Source organism: Francisella philomiragia subsp. philomiragia ATCC 25015 (assembly GCF_000156715.1).
GTDB classification, from domain to species: domain Bacteria; phylum Pseudomonadota; class Gammaproteobacteria; order Francisellales; family Francisellaceae; genus Francisella; species Francisella philomiragia.
In genome coordinates this window covers 216,898-238,196 of the sequence record NZ_DS999316.1, presented here as the reverse complement: position 1 = coordinate 238,196, position 21,299 = coordinate 216,898, and the positions used below count along the sequence as shown (strand labels likewise).

Sequence of the window (21,299 nt, the reverse complement as noted above, 5' to 3'; positions counted from 1 at the left end):
TAAACTATGAAAAAAAGTATACTTTTGAGCGTGATGTTATTCTCCTGTTTAGGATATTCACAGGTTGTAAATACAGCAACATGGACAACTCAAGATATTGAAAAGAATTTTAAAACAAAATATTTTTGTAATAAAAATTTATCAAAAGAGGATTGTGATAAAAATTTTAAAAACATGAACGAGTATGGTATAGATGTTAGCTCTCTCGGTAATCAAGACATAAAAGATATCCAACTTGACAAAATATCATATACGACAACTAATTCTTTCCCAGCTACTGGGGAGATAACATCTCATGTATCTGGACTTGTAATGCTTCCTAACACCAATCATCCAAAGGGAGTAGTCTTATACTATCACCCTACTGTGTTTGATAATGCTGGCGTCCCTTCTAATCTAGATAAAGAAAATAAGACTAGTTTATATCTAAACACTGTTTATGCTGGAGTATATGCAGCTAATGGATATATTGTTGTTGCTCCTGATTATATTGGGCAGGGAGATGACTATAAAAACTATCACCCTTATGTTTTATATCCAAGACAAACCATAAATACAGCTGTCGATTTATTGAATGATGTCAGTTCTAATATTCGTAAGAAATATAGTCTAAAAGATAACTCTACGCTAAATCTTTTCTCTGTTGGTTATTCTGAAGGTGGTGCATACTCTATATGGACAGCCAAGTGTCTAGGCTGGCGTGGCGACTGTGAAGGAGTAGATAAGTTAGATACACTATACAGATATAGGGCTGCTGCTGGCTTAAGTGGAGCCTACGATGTCAGTAAGACCACTTTAAATTTCATGACTGATAACAATGATTCTAGTAAGTATTTCCTACATAGCAAACTTATCACATCAATGCTAAAACCTGATTTAATGGCAAATACTTTTATGAGCTACCTAAATTATAGTAACGTTTCAAAAACCATTAGTATAAATGATTTTGATAAAGGTTTCTTTGAAATGCAATGCTCAACCTTCTCTCAAGAAAAATGTGATATTGAAGGCAAGCATTATAACTTTGACACATTATTCTTACAAAAGCATTTACCAAACAATCAGTTTGCTGCTGCTATATTTAATAGTGCATTATATAAAAAATTTCCTAACCAAGAATCAGCTTCTCACTATGCCATACCTACTGGTAATAACTCAATGTATGATTTATTTAATGAAAAAATATTTACCAATAAAGAACTCATTGAAACCATGAAAGCTGCGGATATTGTTGATTTTGGTAAAAAAACTAGAACTCCTTTATATCTATTTGCACTCAAAGAGGACTCTGTAGTAACTCGACTTAATTATAATAAATTCATGCGAAATGCTAATGCTATTGTTGATGGTTTTGTATTAGATAACAACAAAATTCTAACGAATACTACAGATTGGCTACCAGTTCAACTTGATATCAATGAAGTAGATCACGTTACTGGTGAGACTTATGCAAATCTATTTGCATATAAATATATTGATGATATGAATAGGGTTTATATCTAAGTTAGCTTCATATGGTAATTTAAACTTCCTATAGATATAATCAATATATCATTTTTACAATATTGATATCAATGTATAAAAAACTCTTATTTTGTTTAATAATCATAACTATCAGTTACCAATTACTTTCTGCAAATGTAATAGCTACTGGTATATGGCAAGCTAAAGACATCAAGGATAATTATAGAAATAAATATTTCTGTAATCTAACTGTTTCTGAAAGTGCATGTAATAATAATGTTACAAATATAACTAAACTATCTGGAATAGATATTGATAATTTTGCAGATAAAAATATCAATGAAGTTACATTAGACAAAATTTCATATTACACAACAAATACTTTCCCAGCCACAGGTGAAATTACATCAAAAGTCTCTGGACTTTTAATGATGCCAAATACAAATAAACCCAAAGGTATAATTTTATATTATCATCCAACTGTTTTTAATAATTCAGGCATTCCATCAAACTTTAAAAGTAAAAATATAACTACACAAATGTTCGATAACTTATATGCTGCCATATATGCTTTAAATGGCTATATAGTTGTTGCTCCTGATTATATTGGCCAAGGCATAGACTATTCTAATTATCATCCCTATGTTTTTTATCCGAAACAAACTGTTAATTCTGCTATTGATTTACTTAATAGCTCTGCAAATATTATTAGAGAAAAATATGATTTATCATCTACTACAAAAATAAACTTTTTTTCTGCTGGTTACTCTGAGGGCGGTGCATACTCAATATGGACAGCAAAATGTTTTGAAAATGAAAAAAACTGTCCGAATGTAAGTAAATTAGATACTCTATATAACTACATAGCAGCAGCTGGTTTAGCAGGAGCTTACGACATATCAAATATTACTCTTAATTTTTTAATCGATAATAATAATGTAAAAGAATATAAACTACATAACAAATCATTAACTACTATGCTCAAGCCTGCTCTAATTACTAATGCGATGATAGGATATCTATTCTATAGTAATATTGAAAAAAATATTAGCATAAATGATTTTGATAAAAATTTCTTCAACATGGATTGTACATTTCAATTTTTATGTAATATAAATGGGAAACAATATAATTTACAAGATATCTTTAAATTAAAGAGGTTTTCAGAATTTTCTTTTGTTTTAGCCATATTTTATAACTCTATCTATCGTAAATATCCTCAAAAGTCAGCATCTCATTACTATTTTCCTAGTGGAAATAATTCAATGTATGATTTATTTAATAAAGAAACTTTCAAAGATCACGAACTTATACAAACCATGAAAGATGCAGATATAATAGATTATGGTAAAACTACAACTACACCACTATTTCTATTCAGTCTTAAAGAGGATTCTGTGGTTACAGTTCTCAATTATGATAAATTCATGAAAGATGCCAATGATAATGTCACAGGTTTCACTCTAGATAATAAACAAATAATAGCTACTAGTATTTTAAGCTGGATTCCATTTACAAACTTCAATATATCTGATGTTGATCATATATCTGGTGAAATTTATGCTAATATTTTCGCATATAAATATATTGATGATATGAATAAGGTATACTTATAAGATTATGATTGATGCAATTACTCAAAGAACTAGTATTTTAGTAAATGAAATTGGAATTACAAAACTTGAGAATGCAAATATTTTTGTAGCAGGTTGTGGTGGCGTTGGTTCTTATGTGATTGAAGCTCTTGCTAGAGCGGGGATTGGTAATCTTACTATAGTTGATATGGACAGAGTTGATTCATCAAATATTAACCGCCAACTTATTGCTTTACATAGCACTATTGGTAAGCCTAAGGTAGAAGTTATGAAGCAACGCATCATTGATATTAATCCACTTTGTAAGGTTAATGCTTTAGAAACTTTTATAAATCCAGAAAATACCCTTGAGCTACTTAGCAATGAGAAGTACGACTATGTAATTGATGCTATAGATACTCTTAATGCTAAAGTTAATCTCGTGAAAATAGCTCATCAAGATCTAGGTTTAAAAACAATATCAAGTATGGGAGCTGGAGGCAAAACTGATCCCACACAAATAAAAGTCACAGATATATATAAAACTGACGTATGCCCCCTAGCACGAACGATGCGAACAAGATTAAAAAAACAGTATGTTTCTAAGGGCATCAAAGCAGTATTCTCAACACAAAAAGGCATTGATCCTCTTCCACCAAGTGATCCAGAGCCAAATCAACAAGGTAGATCTAGAGCAACAAATGGAACCCTCAGCTATATGCCATCACTATTTGGTCTCACAATAGCAGGCATTGTTATCAACGATATTGTTGGCGATGAATTTAATAAATAAAAATATTTCAAACCCTAGAAATACGTTTCTATATCATTTACCCTAATAAATAGAATACAACCAAAATTTATTTAAAGAATGCCAAAAAAGATCAGACTTAGGTACATACTACTTATTATAATAATTGTTATTGTCGCAGTTTTTTTCTCAAATACTTCATCTGATATACAAGTTGACGCTAATATGGGAGCTTGTGAAATACTAGATCAGAATCCTAGCTGGAAATCATCTCTTAAAAAAGCTCAAGACAAATATAACCTCTCTCCTGCTTTTGCAATGGGATTAATCTATCAAGAATCTCGCTTTGATGCTGAGGCAAAAAGTAACTATTCAACAGCTTACGGTTATGCCCAAGCAATAAATAGCACATGGAAACATTTTCAAGATGAAGTTAAGCCAAATGCCAAAAGAAATAATTTTGATGATAGCGTACAATTTATAGGCTGGTATATGTCGCAACTTGCAAAATCTTTAAAACTTAAAATGAGTGATAGCGAAAATCTATATATCGCATATATGCTTGGAGCAACTGGGTTCAAACGCTACAAAGATGGTACATTCAAAAATAAAGCCAAGATTGAAGAGGATAAAAATATAGCAAATAAAGTTAAAGCTTATACAGCTCTTTATAAATCTCAGCTTAAAGACTGTAAGATCTAAAATCTATACGCCAATGTAGTCATTACTTTTGACTGAAGTTTCATTATAGCTTTTACAGGTTTAGGTAACTTTTTACCCCCTGCCTTCTGTGCTTCTACAGCATGCTCTGATTCATCAAGATACATTTGTTTAAGTATCTCTCGTGAGCGATTATCATTCACTGGCAAATTTTTCAAATGTGAATCCAAGTGTTTCATAACCTGTTTTTCTGTCTCTACAACGAAACCATAACTTAAACTATCACTAATAGAGCCCGCAGTTGCCCCTATTCCAAATGATGCCCAATACCAAAAAGGATTAAGTAAACTTGGCTTAGCCCCTAGTTCTTCTAGTCGTTCCGCACACCATGCTAGATGGTCATATTCCTCATCAGCAGCATGATATAAATGTTCTTTGGTTTGTGCCGATTTTGCTACAGATGCCTGCCCTCTATAAAGTCCTTGAGCACAAATCTCTCCTGTATAATCCACTCGCATTAATCCAGCAGCGTGTTTTTTATCATTATCCGATAATTGACCATCTACTGTATTAGCGCTTGGTGACTTTCTATTAGGATTAAGAGGATATTTTGTAAATCTTGCATAACTATCAATTTCTTCTACAACTCTATCTAAAAAAGATAATTTTCTCATAACTGATCTTCCTAGTTAAATAAAACCAAATAGCGCATTAGCAGCGACAACTGAAAAAAGCAGATTAAGTATCAAAAATACCCAACCCACAGAATAGCCTTCTCTAATAGAAAATATCGCATATACAGCTAACACTATACCACATACTACCATAGGCTCATTTCTACCTAATAGTATACCAAAACACAAAGCCACAAGCCCTATAAAAGCACAAACTCTAGCGATATTTATTTTATATTTACTAAAATAAATAATTAAAAAAACAACTGCAAGCAATACAAATATTGCCAAGTTATATATTTGAGAAAAATTAAAAAAAACCATTATAGCACTTACAAATGCAATACCTTGCAAACCACTAAAAAATGGTTCTTTTTGAATGATGGCTGATAAAAACAAGAAAAAAGTTGCAAAAAATACTATAAGGTTTTTATGATTAATATTTGTTTCAGTCAAGCCAAACATAAATATAATTAGACCACAAATCCCTACCAGTAACCCAATATTGTTGATGACTTTTTTTAGCATACAAATGATTAAATAAGTTTTATTGAAAACTATTATAATTATAAACTATAATCGTTACAAAAGTTTTCATTGGATAACAGCCAAACTATTAGTTATAATTACACGGATATCTTTTGATTAATTTTTTAGCATAATTAAGGAGATTTTAATGGCTAGAAAAAAAATAGCGCTTATTGGTGCTGGTAATATTGGTGGAACACTTGCTCATTTATCACTAATCAAGCAACTAGGCGATGTAGTTCTTTTTGATATAGCTCCAGGCATGCCTCAGGGTAAAGCTCTAGACTTATTACAAACTTGCCCTATCGAAGGGGTTGATTTCAAAGTTAGAGGTACAAATGATTATAAAGATCTAGAACACTCTGATGTTGTAATCGTAACAGCTGGTGTACCAAGAAAACCTGGTATGTCTCGCGATGACTTACTTGGCATTAATATCAAAGTAATGCAGGCTGTGGGTGAAGGTATCAAACACAACTGCCCAGATGCATTTGTAATATGTATCACAAACCCTCTTGATATTATGGTAAATATGCTACAAAAATTCTCAGGTGTTCCTGATAATAAAATCGTTGGGATGGCTGGTGTACTAGATTCAGCTAGATTTAGAACTTTCTTAGCAGATGAGCTAAATGTTTCTGTACAACAAGTTCAAGCTTATGTAATGGGTGGACATGGTGATACTATGGTACCTCTTACAAAAATGTCTAATGTTGCGGGTGTATCTCTAGAGCAACTAGTCAAAGAAGGTAAAATTAGCCAAGAAAGATTAGACTCTATAGTAGCTAGAACTAGAAATGGTGGTGGTGAGATTGTAGCTCTACTAAAAACTGGTTCTGCTTATTATGCTCCAGCTGCTGCAGGAATCCAAATGGCAGAAAGTTATCTAAGAGATAAAAAAATGATTCTTCCATGTGCTGCAAAAATAAAAGCTGGCATGTATGGAGTTGATGAAGATCTATTTGTAGGGGTGCCTACTGAGATTTCTGCAAATGGTGTAAGACCTATACATGTTGAAATTTCTGAAAAAGAAAAAGAGCAACTACAAGTATCTATCAACGCTGTTAAAGAGTTAAATAAAGCTGCTGCTGAAATTTTAGCAAATTAATTTTCTGACAAGTCTAGACAGTAAGTGTTGTACTGTCTACATCTCATAACTGATTCAACAAAGTCAAGTATAATATTTGACTTTTTAGTATTCTAAAATTATAAAAAATTGATAAAATTTCACTAATTAAAATTTCAATTATACTAGATTAGTATAGTTTATGTGTAATCTGGTATTTATTGAAAATACTTTAAATTAAATAGGGTTTTTGTTTATTATGTCTAATGAAAAATACCTTGGCATAGATATTGATATATCTAAGGATCGCGAGCTTTCAGAACAAGCACAGCAACTACTTACTAATTATTATTGTCTTGAGAATGAGCCTTCTCCACAATATGCCTTTGCAAGAGCTTCTGTAGCATACTCTTTTGGCGATATTAATCTTGCTCAGCGTATATATGATGCTGCATCTAAAGGCTGGTTTATGTTTGCTTCTCCGGTGCTTTCAAATGCACCACTTCCAGGCGCAAAAGTTAAATCATTACCGATTAGTTGTTTCTTGTCTTATGTGCCTGATTCATTAGAGGGGCTTATTGAGCACTCATCTGAACTAAGATGGCTATCAGTAAAAGGTGGTGGAGTCGGCGGTCACTGGTCAAGTGTCCGAGCTGTCTCTGACAAAGCACCTGGACCGATACCTTTTATGCATACTGTTGATGCAGACATGGTTGCTTATAGACAAGGTAAAACTCGTAAAGGCTCTTATGCTGCATATATGGATATATCTCATCCTGATATAGTTGAGTTTGTGGGAATACGTGTTCCAACAGGTGATGTAAATAGAAAATGCTTAAACCTACACCATGCTGTCAACTTAACTGACGACTTCATGCAGGCAGTCGCTAATGATGAAGATTGGAAACTTATAGATCCAGATGATAAAACAGTTAGAGATACCATAAAAGCTCGTAAATTATGGGAAACTATACTTGAAACGCGTTATCGTACTGGTGAACCATATCTAAACTTTATTGATACAGCAAATAGAGCTTTACCAAAGTCTCAAAAAGAACTTGGTTTAAGAATCAAAGGTTCTAATTTATGTAACGAGATCCATTTAGTAACTGATGAAAAGCGTACAGCTGTATGTTGTTTATCTTCAGTTAATTTAGAAAAGTATGATGAGTGGAAAGATACCTCTCTTATCAAAGATTTGATAAGATTTTTGGATAATGTTCTACAATTCTTTATAGATCACGCAGGTGATGAAATCGCTAAAGCTAGATATAGTGCTTCTCGTGAAAGAAGTCTTGGCTTAGGTGCTATGGGTTTTCATTCTTATTTACAAAAGCATAATGTTCCTTTTGAATCTCAAAGAGCAGAAGAGATTAATGAAGAGATATTTAAGCGTATAAAAGAACAAGCTGTAGAAGAAACTCTAATACTTGGTCGTGAAAAAGGAGAAGCTCCTGATATGGCTGGTACTGGTCGCAGAAATGCTCATCTACTAGCAATAGCTCCTAATGCTAATAGCTCCTTAATATTAAATACTTCTCCAAGTATAGAGCCTTGGAAAGCAAATGCTTTTACATCTAGAACTAGAGTAGGCTCACACTTAACAAAAAATAAATATCTAGAAAGAGAACTAGAAAAAATTGGCAAAAATACTGAAGAGGTATGGTCAGATATTATTACTAATGGTGGCTCGGTCCAACAACTAGATTTCTTAAACGATGAAATTAAGTCTGTATTCAAAACAGCTATTGAAATGGATCAAGATTGGGTAGTATACTTAGGTGGTCAAAGACAAAAACATCTGTGTCAAGGGCAGTCTCTGAATATATTTTTTCCAGCTGGTGCTTCACGTGGTTATATTCACAAAGTGCATTTCAATGCTTGGAAATATGGTTGTAAGGGACTATATTATTTGAGAACTGAGACTTCAAATAGAGCGGAAAACATCTCTAAAAAAGTTGAAAAGAATAGGCTTGTAGAATTCTCAGAACTAAAACAATCTGAGAGTGAATGTGTCGCTTGTGAGGGATAAGAAATGAAAGTAAAAATATATACAAGAAATGGCTGTCCATTTTGTGTTTGGGCTAAACAGTGGTTTGATGAAAATGAAATAGTTTTTGAAGAAACTATAATAGACGATCATTCTCAACGTCTTAGATTCTATGAAGAAATGAATCAAAGTGGTAAAGTTGCATTCCCAATTTCAACAGTACCTCAAATATTTATTGATGATGAGCATATTGGTGGCTTTACAGATCTTAAGGCCAATGCAACAGAAATCTTAGCTAAAAAATAGGTAAATAATGGTGGAAGTAAAAATATATACAAAAACGAACTGCCCTTTTTGCGACCTTGCTAAAAGCTGGTTTGGCACGAATGATATTCCTTTTACACAAATTACTCTTGATGATGATCAAGAAAGATTAAATTTCTATGCTGAAGTAAATAAGAATATTCTTCTTGTTGAAGAGCATATTAAGTCTGTTCCACAGATATTTATTGGCGATGTTCATATAGGTGGCTATGATAACCTTATGGCTAGAGCTGGCGAGGTTATCGCTCGTGTTAAAGGTTCATCATTAACAACCTTTTCAAAAACGTATAAACCTTTTAGCTATCCTTGGGCTGTTGATCTAACTGTCAAACATGAAAAAGCTCACTGGATAGAAGATGAGATTGATTTGTCAGAAGATGTTACTGATTGGAAAAATGGCAAAATCACTAAAGTTGAAAAAGAATATATTACTAATATTCTTAGACTATTCACACAATCTGATGTAGCCGTTGGTCAAAACTACTATGATCAGTTTATACCATTGTTCAAAAATAATGAAGTTAGAAATATGCTCGGCTCCTTTGCTGCTCGTGAAGGTATTCATCAAAGAGCATACGCCCTTCTAAATGATACTCTTGGTCTTCCTGACTCTGAATACCATGCTTTCTTAGAGTATAAGGCAATGACAGATAAAATTGACTTTATGATGGATGCTAATCCTAATACCCGTCGTGGTTTGGGATTGTGTCTTGCTAAGACAGTATTTAATGAAGGTGTAGCCTTATTTGCATCATTTGCAATGTTACTTAACTTCCAACGCTTTGGTAAAATGAAAGGTATGGGTAAAGTCGTTGAGTGGTCAATCCGTGATGAATCTATGCACGTCGAAGGTAATGCTGCATTATTTAGAATATACTGCCAAGAAAATCCATATATAGTTGATAATCAATTTAAAAAAGAAATATATCTAATGGCTAGCAAGGCCGTTGAGCTTGAAGATAAATTTATTGATTTAGCTTATGAGATCGGTACTATCGAAGGTCTAAAAGCTGATGAAGTAAAAGAATATATTCGTCATATTACAGATAGACGTTTAAATCAGCTTGGTTTGAATGAAATATATAATATTGATAAAAATCCTCTTACTTGGTTGGAGTGGATCTTAAACGGTGCTGATCATACAAACTTCTTTGAAAACCGAGTAACAGAATATGAGGTTGCAGGTCTAACTGGTAATTGGGATGAGGCTTACCAGCACTAATTCTACTTTTTATTAATTTTTCTCATAATTAGTTTTTTTATATCTCTTACAAAAATTTAAAACATAACTACTATTTACTCTTTTAAAACCTCAAGTTCTTCTAAAGCTTCAAACCATTCTAATTCAGTTTGTTCTATTTTTTCTTTTAGCTGAGAATGATCAAGTAAAGTTTGCTGAAGTTTTTGTTTATCATCATATAAATCCTGATTTTGGAGAGCCTCTTGCATTTGTTGATCTTGCTGTTGTAATTTTTCTAATGCCCTTTCAAGTTTTTTGACTTTATCTTGAAGTGGCTTAAGTTGCTTTCTCTTATCAGCAGATAATTTTCTATCCTGATTTTTAGAATCATTATTAGATTGTACTGCTATATTTGATATATTATTCTCAGATTTTTTGACTTCAAGAATGTACTTATAGTAGTCCTTCATATCACCATCAAAAGGCTTAACCTGCCCTTCACCAACTAGCATATACTCATCAACTGTTGATTCTAATAAAAATCTATCATGCGAAACTAATATTATAGCTCCTTGGAAGCTCTGTAATGCTACAGTTAAAGCTTCTCGAACGCCTATATCTAAGTGGTTTGTTGGTTCATCTAGTAATAAAAAGTTAGGCTCTTGATATACAATCATTGCTAGAGCTAATCTAGCTTTCTCGCCACCAGAAAAAGTTCCTGCCTTTGCTAAAGCCTTGTCTCCTACAAAGTTAAAACTACCCAAAAAAGTTCTAAGCTTTTCTTGAGTTGCTTGTGAGTCTAAGCGTTGCATATGCAATAATGGTGAGGCTTCAGGATCAAGCATATCTAAAGAATGTTGCGAGAAATACCCTACTCTAAGATTTGGGTGTTTTTCTATCTTACCTGATAAAATCTCAATATCTCCAATAAGAGATTTAATAAGTGTTGATTTACCAGCCCCATTTAGACCCAATAGACCTATACGCATTTCATTATAGATATTTAATTTTACGTTATTAAGAATTTTTTTATCGCCATAACCAAGATCAGTATTTTGTAAACTGACCAAAGTACCTCCAAGATGCTCTTTAACTTGCTTAAATTCAAAGCTAAATTCAGAATCTGACTTAACAGCTTCTATTCGCTGTATTTTTTCTAACATTTTGACACGACTTTGTGCTTGTTTTGCTTTTGATGCTTTAGCTTTAAATCTATCAACAAAACTCTGTAAATGAGCTATATGCTTTTGTTGTTTCTCAAACTGCTTTTGTTGTAGTACTTTTTGCTCATAAGACTGCTTTTCATAAGATGAATAGTTACCAGTATAAGTATCTATATTCTTATTATCGATATGAAATATTTGCTTGACAACATTATCTAGAAAGATTCTATCATGTGAAATAAGTAGTAAAGAACCTTTATATTCTTGTAGATACTCTTCTAACCATAGTACAGCATCTAAATCTAAATGGTTAGTAGGTTCATCGAGTAGTAAAATATCTGACTCTTGTAGCAGTGCTTGAGCAAGATTTAAACGTATCTGCCAACCACCTGAGAGTTCTTTTACCTTTTGTTGCAAATGGCTAATACTAAAACCTAAACCTGAGAGCAATTTACCAGCTTGAGACTCTATTGCATAACCTCCTAAAGATTCATATTCTTCATGATATTTTGAGTAATCTACAAAGTTCTCAGACTCTAAAGATTTTTGCATTTGGATCTTCAATTGTTTTAAAGGTTCTATACCATTGACTACATAATCTATTACTTTAGCATCGAAATCATCAACTTCTTGCTTAACAGTAACTATACGGGTATTTTTAGCAATCTCAATATCGCCCTTATCTGGTGTTAAATTGCCTTTTATAAGGTTAAAAAGTGTCGTTTTACCCGTACCATTTTTGCCCACAAGACCTATTTTTTGATTAGGAAAGATTGAGAAGTTAATATTATCAAAAAGCTCTTTTATCTCTACTTGATAAGATACATTTTTAAAGAAAATCATTTGTTTTAATATAAGTATTTCATTAGCTAAATTATATACGTTGAGTATTTATATAAAAGTGATTTTCAAATATAAGCTATTGATTTAGCTTATTTAGTAATGATAGATACACAAAGCAAACAATATAAGCGGCTACAGTACCCCAATTAATACCCATAATTGGATATAACCAATATATTAATAAATCATAGATTAATAATATAGAAACCCCATAAGAGAAATGTTTTAATACTCCTGGAAATAGCTGATCTTTGTATGTAAATATCAAAACTGTAGTCACGGATGTTAACATAACTGGAAATGATGAAAAGATCCCAGCCCACTCATGACCTACCATACGAGATACTCCAGTAATCAATAAGACTAAAGAAGCAACTAAAATAATCCTAAATGTAATAACAATTAGTTTATTAGCTGGTTTAAGCTTAACAGCTACCTTTATATGCTTATTATCAGCAACTCTTCTGAAAAAAAGAATCGTGATAAACATGGCGACCAAAAATATCATGAAACCAGAGAATATATTAATACTAAATTTTGTAAGAATATAGCCACTGATAAAATAAATAATAAAACCGACAAAAAGAGCGCTTAAAGTATTAAAATAACGATTATTAAGAAATAATTTGCCACCTAAATAGAACCCTATTGTAAATAACAAAGTACAACAGAATCCTGCAAAAGCATAGGGCATTGAATCTATCAAAAACTGTAGACCATTCTCACGCGCATAAAAATAAGTAAAAAGACCAACACTAAGTGGTAAACCAGAAAATAAACCTCCTAATCTAGGACTTTTCTCGGATATATATATTAATCCTAGTACCATTAAAGCTGATAATATTATTTTTATAGAAATCAACAACATATAAAAAATACCTTTATAAAATATAGACTAAAAGTTTACACTATTTAGTATTTTTATAAATCATTTTACAGATCTAATAATGCTATACTAATCAAAGCATTTATCTGTATTGGTATCTATGATGCAAAATGTAATTATTGTCTTATTTAATGAGTTTGAAACTTTAGATGTTTTTGGACCAGTTGAGATTTTTGGGAGCTTCAAAGAACACTTCAAACTTGAGTATTATTCTCTAGAGGGAGGTAATGTATATAGTAGTCAAAATGTCTGTATAAACACCAAAAAACTCTCAGATGCTAATTCAAAAGACTCGATATTATTTGTGCCTGGGGGTATTGGTACAAGAGAGTTAATATACAATACAAAATTAATAACTGAATTAACTAGATTAGCAAATAATGCTAAATATATACTTACAGTCTGTACAGGTTCATCTTTATTTTCACAAACAAATCTGCTTAATGGCAAAAAAGCTACTTCTAATAAAAAAGCTCTAAAATGGACAAAATCTATAGCTCCAGATGTAAACTGGATCGACAAAGCCAGATGGGTAAAAGATGGTAATATTTATACAAGCTCTGGTATAAGTGCAGGCATAGATATGTCTCTTGTTTTTATCGCGGATATCTTAGGCTATGATGTTGCTAAACAAAAAAGTATTGAGTTAGAATACTCATGGCAAGAAGATGCAAATGTTGATGAATTTGCAGATATTTATAAGTGTAAAATTATTGACAAAGTACATGCGTAGGACTTGCATTACATAACGATATACTATCACTATTTTGCGCTATGCTTTTTGCTAAGTCAATCTGCTGTTTTGTTTCTTGGGATATCTCACCTGATGCTACTGCTGCTTCAATTTCTGCATCTGAAGTAAAAGTTCTTGTAGCTGTAAAAGGATTACCAACTATAATTCCATCACCTTCACGAACAACCATTTCGAATGGTTCTCCATTCATAACTGGTTCCTCATAGCTCCTACCAGTACCTGCGCCAGTATAATTATACATAACAAACGAACCCTCCTCATCAGTTTGTATCGTATTATCATCAGCATAATTTATACAAGTCATACCACCAGATGGATCACAAGGTTGACCCGCAAAAAGATCCGAAGTTTGTATCAAATTCATATCAAAACCATCTCCTACACTAGGAACTACAGCTGCTTCCTCAGGTGCAACTGCAGCTTCTTCAGCAGGTGCCACAGCCTCCTCTCCTGACGCTTGATCTGCAATACCATCAGACTCTTGACAAATACGAGGAAGCTGAGATTCTGTAAGACCTGTAGCTGTACAATTCCATACTATAGATCCAGAAGAAACAGTAGGAACTAGTGATACTGATGAATCAGCTACAATGCTACTCGTATCAAGTACCAAAGCTCCATTATCGCTAATACTAGACCCACTCGGTAAAACCCCAATATCATCTACAGTATAATCTAAGTCACCATTATTGTTAGAAGCATATTCTGATGCCATAGCTTTAGCTGATCCTAATTTCTCAATTTCTGATGTGATCTTTGATCTAATTTGATAATTAGAATATGCAGGTATAGCTACTGCAGCCAATATTGATATGATAACTATTACAATTAGTATTTCAATTAATGAAAAACCTTTAATTTTCATTTAAGGAATTGGTATAAAATTTTAATTAGCTGATTATATATTGTAAATTAAAATTTAAATTTAAATTTTATTTATATCCGATATAATAAAAAGTTATATAGAACTTAAAATATAAGAAATAATTCTAATTAAATAATTAATTTTAAAGATCATTTGTATAAATAAACTTTGCAAAAGTTAAATTAAAAACTATAAACCATTAGAGTGTATAATAGCTAATAGTTCTCAACCAGAAACTTATACAGCAAATATCCTTATGAGTAAAACAAGAAAAATCATACATATTGATATGGATTATTTCTTTGCTCAAGTTGAGGAAAAAGCAAATCCAAGCCTCAAAGATAAACCATTTGCTGTAGGTGGTACCAACCCCAAGCGAGGGGTAATATCTACTTGTAATTATATAGCTAGAGAATATGGAATACACTCAGCTATGCCTACAGCGATCGCTATGCAGAAATGCCCTAATCTAATACTTTTAAATACTGATTTTGCAAAATATAAAGCTGCATCTTCGATTATAAGAGAGGTATTCTACACTTTCACAGACAAGGTTGAGCCTCTATCTCTTGATGAGGCGTATCTGGATGTTACAGATGTTGCAGCATATAAAAATAGTGCAACATTAATTGCTCAAGCGATCAAACAAGAAATTTTTAATAAAACTGGCCTTACAGGATCAGCTGGAGTAGCTCCAAATAAACTCCTTGCTAAGATAGCTAGTGATATTAACAAACCTAATGGATTATATGTAATCACTCCTGAACAAGTTAATAATTTTGTTAAAAATCTGCCAGTTAAGAAACTTTTTGGTGTTGGCAAAGTCTCACAAGAAAAACTAAAAAGTATGAATGTTGAAACCTGCCTAGATTTGCAACAACTAAGCTTAGCTACTCTTGTAGATAAGTTTGGTAAATTTGGGAGCAGTTTATATAACTATGCTAGAGGTATTGATAATCGTGAAGTTAACCCTGTACGGATTCGTAAATCTGTAAGTGTTGAAAATACATATTTAGAAGATCTAAAGACTCTCGGAGCTTGCCTAGAGAAACTACCTAACCTATATGATAAATTGACCAGTCGCATGACTGAAGAGCATTATAAATCTATAATCGGTATTGTTGTCAAATTTACAGATACAAAATTTAATAAAACAAGTCTGACTAGAGTAGCAAAAACACTAGATAAAAAAGTCCTAAAAAATCTAATAATTGAGTTACATCAAAAACAAAATTACCATATTCGACTAATTGGTATAGGTGTAAAACTTGGGGAGATTGATGATAGGCAGTTAAGTTTAGCATTTTAAAGTCTATTGATTTAATCATGCTCTAAATTCATAAATAAGGGATATAACTTAAAAACACTGTCATACCTCTAGTGAATGAACGGAATCGAAGTGGCACAGAGATCTATTATTAGTGGGAGAAATACTCTCATAACTTTATTTTCAAGAACTACACCGTCGTGCTTAGCAATCCACCCTTTTCTAATGAAGGGGAATAATTCATTTTACCGAAATTCTTCTTCAAATTTTGAAGGGTTGGCAGTCGCTAGACTGTTGGGATAGTATTTTTATTCCTCTATTTTTATAATTTGCTAGTATACATAATCCATTGGTTTAAAACTTTTTCTTATTACATTTGCTCTGCAAAGTTAAAATCATCTTTAACAACTTCTAGCTCAAACATATCTATCCTTTGAAATTATAAATTGAACTAAGAATAAACAAATTAATAAGAATAAGATCTTCTTGCTTCTTTCTTAGCTCTACTAATAGCTGCTTTTTTAGCCATTTTTCTCTTCTGGGTTGGTTTTACAAAAGTTTTTCTATCTCGAAGTTCTTGCTTGATGCCCGCTTTTTCACAAGCTCTTTTGAAGTTTCTTAAACTAATATCAAAAGGTTTTTTTGGGTCAACTATTATTCTTGGCATATTATCCTCTCTTAATTTTAGAATATTAAGAACTATTAAAGTTCTTTTAAGGTTAAAAATATTATTAGCAAAATAGCAATGAAGTATCTAAAGAAGATTTAGAGGCTTTATTTTATTTATACCCTACTAATAGTAATACAAAGTATCCTCTAAAGATACATATTACGTAACATATATGAATATAACCAAGATTATGCTCTTATTTCAGAGTATAATAATCATCTATTTAATAATGTTGATTTATAATGATTGATCCAAAAAGTACATTCATTGATTTTGAAAATAATAAAATGCTAGAAATTATTTTTCATGATATAACTAATTTAGTTAAGAAAATAAGAAAATCAAAAAAAATAAGTATAGCTCAAGCAGCAGAAATGAGTATATTAAATACTGAAATTATGGAGCAGTTTATTAATTTAATAAACCATATGACAGATAGAGATTTTAATGATAATAAAGAATCATCGATGATAGAAAGCTGTTTGGATTTTCAGGACTTATGCTTATACTTGAAAGACATAGATCAATATGAAGAAGATTTTGATTTAACCAAAATACCGAAATTTCATTAAAAAGCTTTCAATTAACACTTTTATACTATATGATTAGTAACAGTTATTTATATTGTAACTTTATTTGACTACTACGACACTAATATATCAGAAGTTTATTTCCAATATTCTATCCTTTATAAGTAAATCGTTAAAGTTTGAAACTAAGCCCAATGTGATTTAACTTATATAAACAACAAAACAAAAGGAAATAAAACAATGAGACAAGGTACAGTTAAGTTTTTTAATACATCTAAAGGATTCGGATTCATAGAGCCACAAGATGGTGGTAAAGATGTATTCGTTCATATCAGTGCAGTTGAAAATGCTGGTTTAAGCTCTCTACGTGAAGGTGAAAAAATAAGCTTTGAAGTAGAAGAAAACAGAGGCAAAATGGCTGCTGTTAATATAAAATCTATCTAATCTAATTATCCTTATGATTTATAATTATAAGGATATTCTTTTTCTCTCTTTTGGAATGAAATTATCTTTTTATTCTTAACTAATCCGTCTTTTATATCTGTAGCATCTGATAATACTTTGATTTTTGATTTATTTTCTTTGGTTAAAGTAATATTTGCTAAATAATCATTTATTATTTTAGATATAGATCGAGTAGCACTATCCCAAAGATAGTTTGATGCATGATTGACTCCATAATAATCTATAGTCCCTACTTTAAACATAGGATTATTAAGCGTAGTTGGTTTAGCAAAAAAGAATCCCATACCTTCATTACAACTAAGATCTATAACCAAACATTTAGGACTTATTTTCTCAAGATCTTTTTCTTTTATAAACATTGTTGGTTTTATTAGATCTTGAGAGATTCCATTTACTATAATATCTGATTTATTAAGTAGTTCGACAAACTTCTTGCTATCAGATATATTTTGGGGTGCTGTAATATATTTACACCCCTTGATTACATTCGGTAATGTTGCGATACTATAGCGTGTACATACGGTTATATCTTTATACTCTCTAGATAATAAAGCATGTATAGCTCCTCGACTTACTGATCCAAAACCTATTACTAATATTCTCTTTTGATTACCATATCTACCATCGATACCTTTTAAACTAAGAGCATGTAACACAGCGCTATAGCCTGCTAATTCATTTGCCTCATGAAATACATTTTTCTTTATTTTTTCATCATTATCACAAGAAAACATAGATTCAAAAGAAATTAGTGTTAGTTTTTTATCGATAGCTAATTGTGCTATCTCTTTATCTCTGACACAATTTGTCCAGCCCCAGATTGTACCACCCTCTTTAATTTGAGCTAGATCTTTTGATGATGGAGCTAGCAATATTATATTGCCAATATTTTCTAATATTTCTTGGCGTGAAACTACTCCAGCTGTTAAGCTAGCAATTTTTTCATCAGAAATACCAAAAGATTCTCCATAACCAGCTTCAAAAACAAGACTATTTCTAATATCTCTAGGTATTTTCAATAATAGCTCTGGATTAATTGGCAATCTCTGTTCATTTTGATCGCTTGAAGTCGCTATAACTCCATATAGTTGCTTACTCATATATTAGTACCTTTTATATTTATCAACACTATAAGACCTGTAGAAATATTTCTTCGTATCAGTGTTAAAAGTTCGACAGATCAAAAAAAGCCGATAATTAAAGGTCTAGCTAAGAATGAATTTTATAGAATTATTACCTAACATAATTCCACATACATACAGTATATACTATAAAATGGCTATATAGATAAAAATAGGATGGTCAGTTTTGTTATAAGTATATAGATTCAAACTTATTATAACTTACAAATAAGGATAAAAATTTATCTAAAAATCTAAAGACAAGTATGATTGATTTACTTATTTTTATAAGATTTTATAACATCAACAATTTTTAATTAGCTATGAAAAGATAGCCATTTCTTCGATGGATATCCTGGAATTTCTTTAGTCAATATAGGTACCATAAATCCTGATGAAATTTCTGAAAGCTTTTTCATAATATCTTTAGCACAATCAACATTATAGTGTTTAGTTCCTGAGACAGTATCTAGTGAGTGTATATAGTACGGAATCACTTTAGCATTTATAAGTTTTGTACTCAAAGCATATAATACATTAGCATCATCATTTATGTCTTTAAGTAATGTACTTTGATTTAGGATAATTATGCCATGCTTGTGTATTTCTTTTAAAACCTCTCTAATACCATCATCTAACTCATTTGGATGATTAACATGTATTACTAATACAGTATCAAGCCTGTGCTCTGAAAGAATTTTCAAAAGTTTATTAGTCATTCGCTCTGGTAATACTACAGGTATTCTTGAATGAATCCTAAGCCTTTTGATATGAGATATTTGCTGGATATTTTCTATAAAAAACTCTAGCACCTCATCATTATTCAAAAGAGGATCACCTCCACTTAATATAACCTCCTCGATAGTTTGATCATTTGCTATATATTCAAATGCTTTTAACCAATCTTTTCTACCGGGGATATTTTCTTTATAGTCAAACTCTTTACGAAAACAATAGCGACAATGTATAGCACAGCTTGTTTGTGATATCAGTAGAACTCTACCATGGTATTTATGTAATAGTCCTGGCACTTTATTATAATTTTTTTCATCAAGTGGGTCACTACTATAAGCTTGATCTATCACTTCTTCATCGATAGTTGGCAAAACCTGTTTGAGCAATGGATCATTGATATTACCTTTTTGCATTCTATTAGCGAATGATCTAGGCACTATCATTTTAAATTTCTTGGTTATATTTAATGAAACTTTGGCTTCTTCACTATCTATTTCCAAAAACTCTAATAACTCTAAAGGTGAATAGAAAGATTCTTTAAGGGCTTTTTTCCAGTCATTAGTAGACATCTATTTATATTTTAAACTAAGATTTTTTAATCTTCGAATTCTCTCATATAACTATAGATTGTCAATTTGTTTATACTAGAAGATTTGATTGATTGATCAATCTATTCAGAATGTTTTACACCTATATCTGCTAAAATTTTAGATTTAACTTTTAAAAGCTCTTTGATATAAAAATCTTTATTTTCTGCATAACGATATTGAGGTACAAGAATAGAAACACCAAGACTACCTAAAAATGTATTTACAGCTACTGCCGTACTGACTATGCCTTCTATTGTTTTGCCATAATCATATTCAACACCATCTTCTCTAATCTTAGCAAGCTTATCAAATAGTTCCTTATTATTAGCAACCTCTTCACCGAAGATATCAATAATTTCTTCATCTGAATATAGTGCTAATAAAGCCCTACCAGAGGCAGTATAATAAATTGGTTTTTCAAGTACACCTATTCTTGGAATTACTTGTAGCTCCCTATTTGCTATGAAACGATGCATTATAATAAGATCTGTATTATTAGATTGTGTCAGGACAACTGTTTCACGTATTTTTTCACTAAGCTTTCTTAATGAGTTTTGTGTCAAAGAAACAATATCTGCATAAGATGATGAAGCTAACTTAAAAATACCGGATCCAAGTAAAATCTTACCAGCACCTTCACTTCTTGTGAATCCTTCTGCTTCAAGGGCAGCAACTATCCTTTGCACTGTAGATCGTGGCAAATCAACTTTCTTTGCTATATCTCCCAAGCTCATCCCACCAGGCTCATCACTAATACTTTGTAGTACATTGACAGCCCTACTAATCACTTGGATTTTTTTTTCATTACTCATAAAAAGTTAATAATTTCAAAGGTTTAACAATATTTTGACTAATAATAACTTTTTTTATATGAAATTACCAAAACATTATTGTATCATTTTGCGATACAGTGTATCATACAATTGTTTTCAGGAAAGTTACATAAATATTTATCCCCACAAACATTTAAAAAAAGTCTCATCCGAATAAGGAGCTTGATATGCCTGTGATTACTTTTGATGGTTTACTAATCTCTCCAATAATATTATTTTTGGCTATTGCAGCAATATTGACTATCACTACAAATCTAGCAATACCCAAAATCATACACGACTATATAGATCTTAAATTATCTTGGTTTAACCTTGCATTATTTATCTGTTATTTAGGCTTAAGCATGCTACTAATAGGAAACTAAA

Annotated in this window: 22 protein-coding genes; 13 read left to right on the top strand and 9 right to left on the bottom strand. The window is 31.5% G+C overall.

The genetic code is table 11. The features are described 5' to 3' along the window. Positions 1-6: 6 nt before the first annotated feature. From FTPG_RS06515 to FTPG_RS06500, 4 genes are all read left to right on the top strand, one after another. Positions 7-1,503 (top strand): alpha/beta hydrolase family protein, encoded by a 1,497-nt coding sequence (locus tag FTPG_RS06515; protein ID WP_004287636.1) that lies wholly within the window; start codon positions 7-9, stop codon positions 1,501-1,503. A gap of 71 nt (positions 1,504-1,574) precedes the next feature. Further along, positions 1,575-3,080 carry an alpha/beta hydrolase family protein gene (locus tag FTPG_RS06510; RefSeq protein WP_004287635.1) on the top strand — a complete coding sequence of 502 codons (1,506 nt, stop codon included), beginning with the start codon at positions 1,575-1,577 and terminating at the stop codon, positions 3,078-3,080. Between the two features lie 4 nt (positions 3,081-3,084). Next, complete coding sequence (locus FTPG_RS06505) at positions 3,085-3,831, top strand: tRNA threonylcarbamoyladenosine dehydratase (protein ID WP_004287634.1); 747 nt, start codon at positions 3,085-3,087, stop codon at positions 3,829-3,831. Between the two features lie 78 nt (positions 3,832-3,909). After that, positions 3,910-4,491 (top strand): transglycosylase SLT domain-containing protein, encoded by a 582-nt coding sequence (locus FTPG_RS06500; RefSeq protein ID WP_004287633.1) that lies wholly within the window; start codon positions 3,910-3,912, stop codon positions 4,489-4,491. On the opposite strand, the gene coq7 is transcribed toward FTPG_RS06500, so the two are convergent. Further along, positions 4,488-5,123 carry a 2-polyprenyl-3-methyl-6-methoxy-1,4-benzoquinone monooxygenase gene (gene coq7, locus FTPG_RS06495; protein ID WP_004287632.1) on the bottom strand — a complete coding sequence of 212 codons (636 nt, stop codon included), beginning with the start codon at positions 5,121-5,123 and terminating at the stop codon, positions 4,488-4,490. The genes FTPG_RS06500 and coq7 overlap by 4 nt on opposite strands. Before the next feature lie 15 nt (positions 5,124-5,138). Continuing rightward, positions 5,139-5,651 carry a hypothetical protein gene (locus FTPG_RS06490; protein WP_004287631.1) on the bottom strand — a complete coding sequence of 171 codons (513 nt, stop codon included), beginning with the start codon at positions 5,649-5,651 and terminating at the stop codon, positions 5,139-5,141. A 148-nt stretch (positions 5,652-5,799) separates the two neighbouring features. On the opposite strand from FTPG_RS06490, the gene mdh reads away from it, so the two are divergent. The 4 genes from mdh to FTPG_RS06470 all read left to right on the top strand — a co-directional run bounded on the left by mdh (position 5,800) and on the right by FTPG_RS06470 (position 10,253). Then, a complete protein-coding gene (mdh, locus tag FTPG_RS06485; protein WP_004287630.1) occupies positions 5,800-6,759 on the top strand; it encodes a malate dehydrogenase in 960 nt (319 codons plus the stop codon). Positions 6,760-6,976: 217 nt separating this feature from the next. Next, on the top strand, positions 6,977-8,749 hold the full coding sequence (locus tag FTPG_RS06480; RefSeq protein ID WP_004287629.1) for a ribonucleoside-diphosphate reductase subunit alpha: 1,773 nt from the start codon (positions 6,977-6,979) through the stop codon (positions 8,747-8,749). 3 nt (positions 8,750-8,752) lie between these two features. Next, entirely contained in the window at positions 8,753-9,013 is a 261-nt protein-coding gene (locus FTPG_RS06475; RefSeq protein WP_004287628.1) for a glutaredoxin, read from the top strand. A 7-nt stretch (positions 9,014-9,020) separates the two neighbouring features. Beyond that, positions 9,021-10,253 carry a ribonucleotide-diphosphate reductase subunit beta gene (locus FTPG_RS06470; protein WP_004287627.1) on the top strand — a complete coding sequence of 411 codons (1,233 nt, stop codon included), beginning with the start codon at positions 9,021-9,023 and terminating at the stop codon, positions 10,251-10,253. Between the two features lie 74 nt (positions 10,254-10,327). Here FTPG_RS06470 and FTPG_RS06465 read toward each other — a convergent pair whose 3' ends face one another. Next, the gene (locus tag FTPG_RS06465) at positions 10,328-12,217 is read right to left on the bottom strand and encodes an ABC-F family ATP-binding cassette domain-containing protein (protein WP_004287626.1); all 1,890 of its coding nucleotides are present in this window, start codon (positions 12,215-12,217) and stop codon (positions 10,328-10,330) included. A 76-nt stretch (positions 12,218-12,293) separates the two neighbouring features. Beyond that, a complete protein-coding gene (locus tag FTPG_RS06460) occupies positions 12,294-13,085 on the bottom strand; it encodes a hypothetical protein (RefSeq protein ID WP_004287625.1) in 792 nt (263 codons plus the stop codon). Positions 13,086-13,206: 121 nt separating this feature from the next. Between FTPG_RS06460 and FTPG_RS06455 the strand changes: the two genes are divergently transcribed. Continuing rightward, positions 13,207-13,836, top strand: coding sequence for a DJ-1/PfpI family protein (locus FTPG_RS06455; RefSeq protein WP_004287624.1), 630 nt, complete (start codon positions 13,207-13,209; stop codon positions 13,834-13,836). Here the strand turns inward: FTPG_RS06455 and FTPG_RS09580 are convergent. Next, positions 13,814-14,722: a pilin gene (locus FTPG_RS09580; RefSeq protein WP_004287623.1), complete on the bottom strand. Its 909-nt coding sequence runs from the start codon at positions 14,720-14,722 to the stop codon at positions 13,814-13,816. The two genes, FTPG_RS06455 and FTPG_RS09580, sit on opposite strands and share 23 nt — an antisense overlap. Before the next feature lie 256 nt (positions 14,723-14,978). On the opposite strand from FTPG_RS09580, the gene dinB reads away from it, so the two are divergent. Continuing rightward, positions 14,979-16,031, top strand: a complete 1,053-nt coding sequence (gene dinB / locus FTPG_RS06445) for a DNA polymerase IV (RefSeq protein ID WP_004287622.1) — start codon at positions 14,979-14,981, stop codon at positions 16,029-16,031. A 424-nt stretch (positions 16,032-16,455) separates the two neighbouring features. Here dinB and rpsU read toward each other — a convergent pair whose 3' ends face one another. After that, entirely contained in the window at positions 16,456-16,656 is a 201-nt protein-coding gene (rpsU, locus tag FTPG_RS06440; protein ID WP_004287621.1) for a 30S ribosomal protein S21, read from the bottom strand. Between the two features lie 245 nt (positions 16,657-16,901). Here rpsU and FTPG_RS09900 point away from each other — a divergent pair, with 245 nt between their 5' ends. Beyond that, on the top strand, positions 16,902-17,231 hold the full coding sequence (locus FTPG_RS09900; protein WP_012280914.1) for a hypothetical protein: 330 nt from the start codon (positions 16,902-16,904) through the stop codon (positions 17,229-17,231). Positions 17,232-17,429: 198 nt separating this feature from the next. After that, a complete protein-coding gene (locus FTPG_RS06430) occupies positions 17,430-17,633 on the top strand; it encodes a cold-shock protein (RefSeq protein ID WP_003033554.1) in 204 nt (67 codons plus the stop codon). Positions 17,634-17,644: 11 nt separating this feature from the next. Here FTPG_RS06430 and FTPG_RS06425 read toward each other — a convergent pair whose 3' ends face one another. The 3 genes from FTPG_RS06425 to FTPG_RS06415 all read right to left on the bottom strand — a co-directional run bounded on the left by FTPG_RS06425 (position 17,645) and on the right by FTPG_RS06415 (position 20,912). Continuing rightward, complete coding sequence (locus tag FTPG_RS06425) at positions 17,645-18,754, bottom strand: N(5)-(carboxyethyl)ornithine synthase (RefSeq protein WP_004287619.1); 1,110 nt, start codon at positions 18,752-18,754, stop codon at positions 17,645-17,647. A gap of 338 nt (positions 18,755-19,092) precedes the next feature. Next, entirely contained in the window at positions 19,093-20,079 is a 987-nt protein-coding gene (gene epmB, locus FTPG_RS06420) for an EF-P beta-lysylation protein EpmB (protein ID WP_004287618.1), read from the bottom strand. A 101-nt stretch (positions 20,080-20,180) separates the two neighbouring features. Next, the gene (locus FTPG_RS06415) at positions 20,181-20,912 is read right to left on the bottom strand and encodes an IclR family transcriptional regulator (RefSeq protein WP_004287617.1); all 732 of its coding nucleotides are present in this window, start codon (positions 20,910-20,912) and stop codon (positions 20,181-20,183) included. Between the two features lie 188 nt (positions 20,913-21,100). Between FTPG_RS06415 and FTPG_RS06410 the strand changes: the two genes are divergently transcribed. Next, positions 21,101-21,298 (top strand): hypothetical protein, encoded by a 198-nt coding sequence (locus FTPG_RS06410; protein WP_004287616.1) that lies wholly within the window; start codon positions 21,101-21,103, stop codon positions 21,296-21,298. Position 21,299 lies beyond the last annotated feature (1 nt).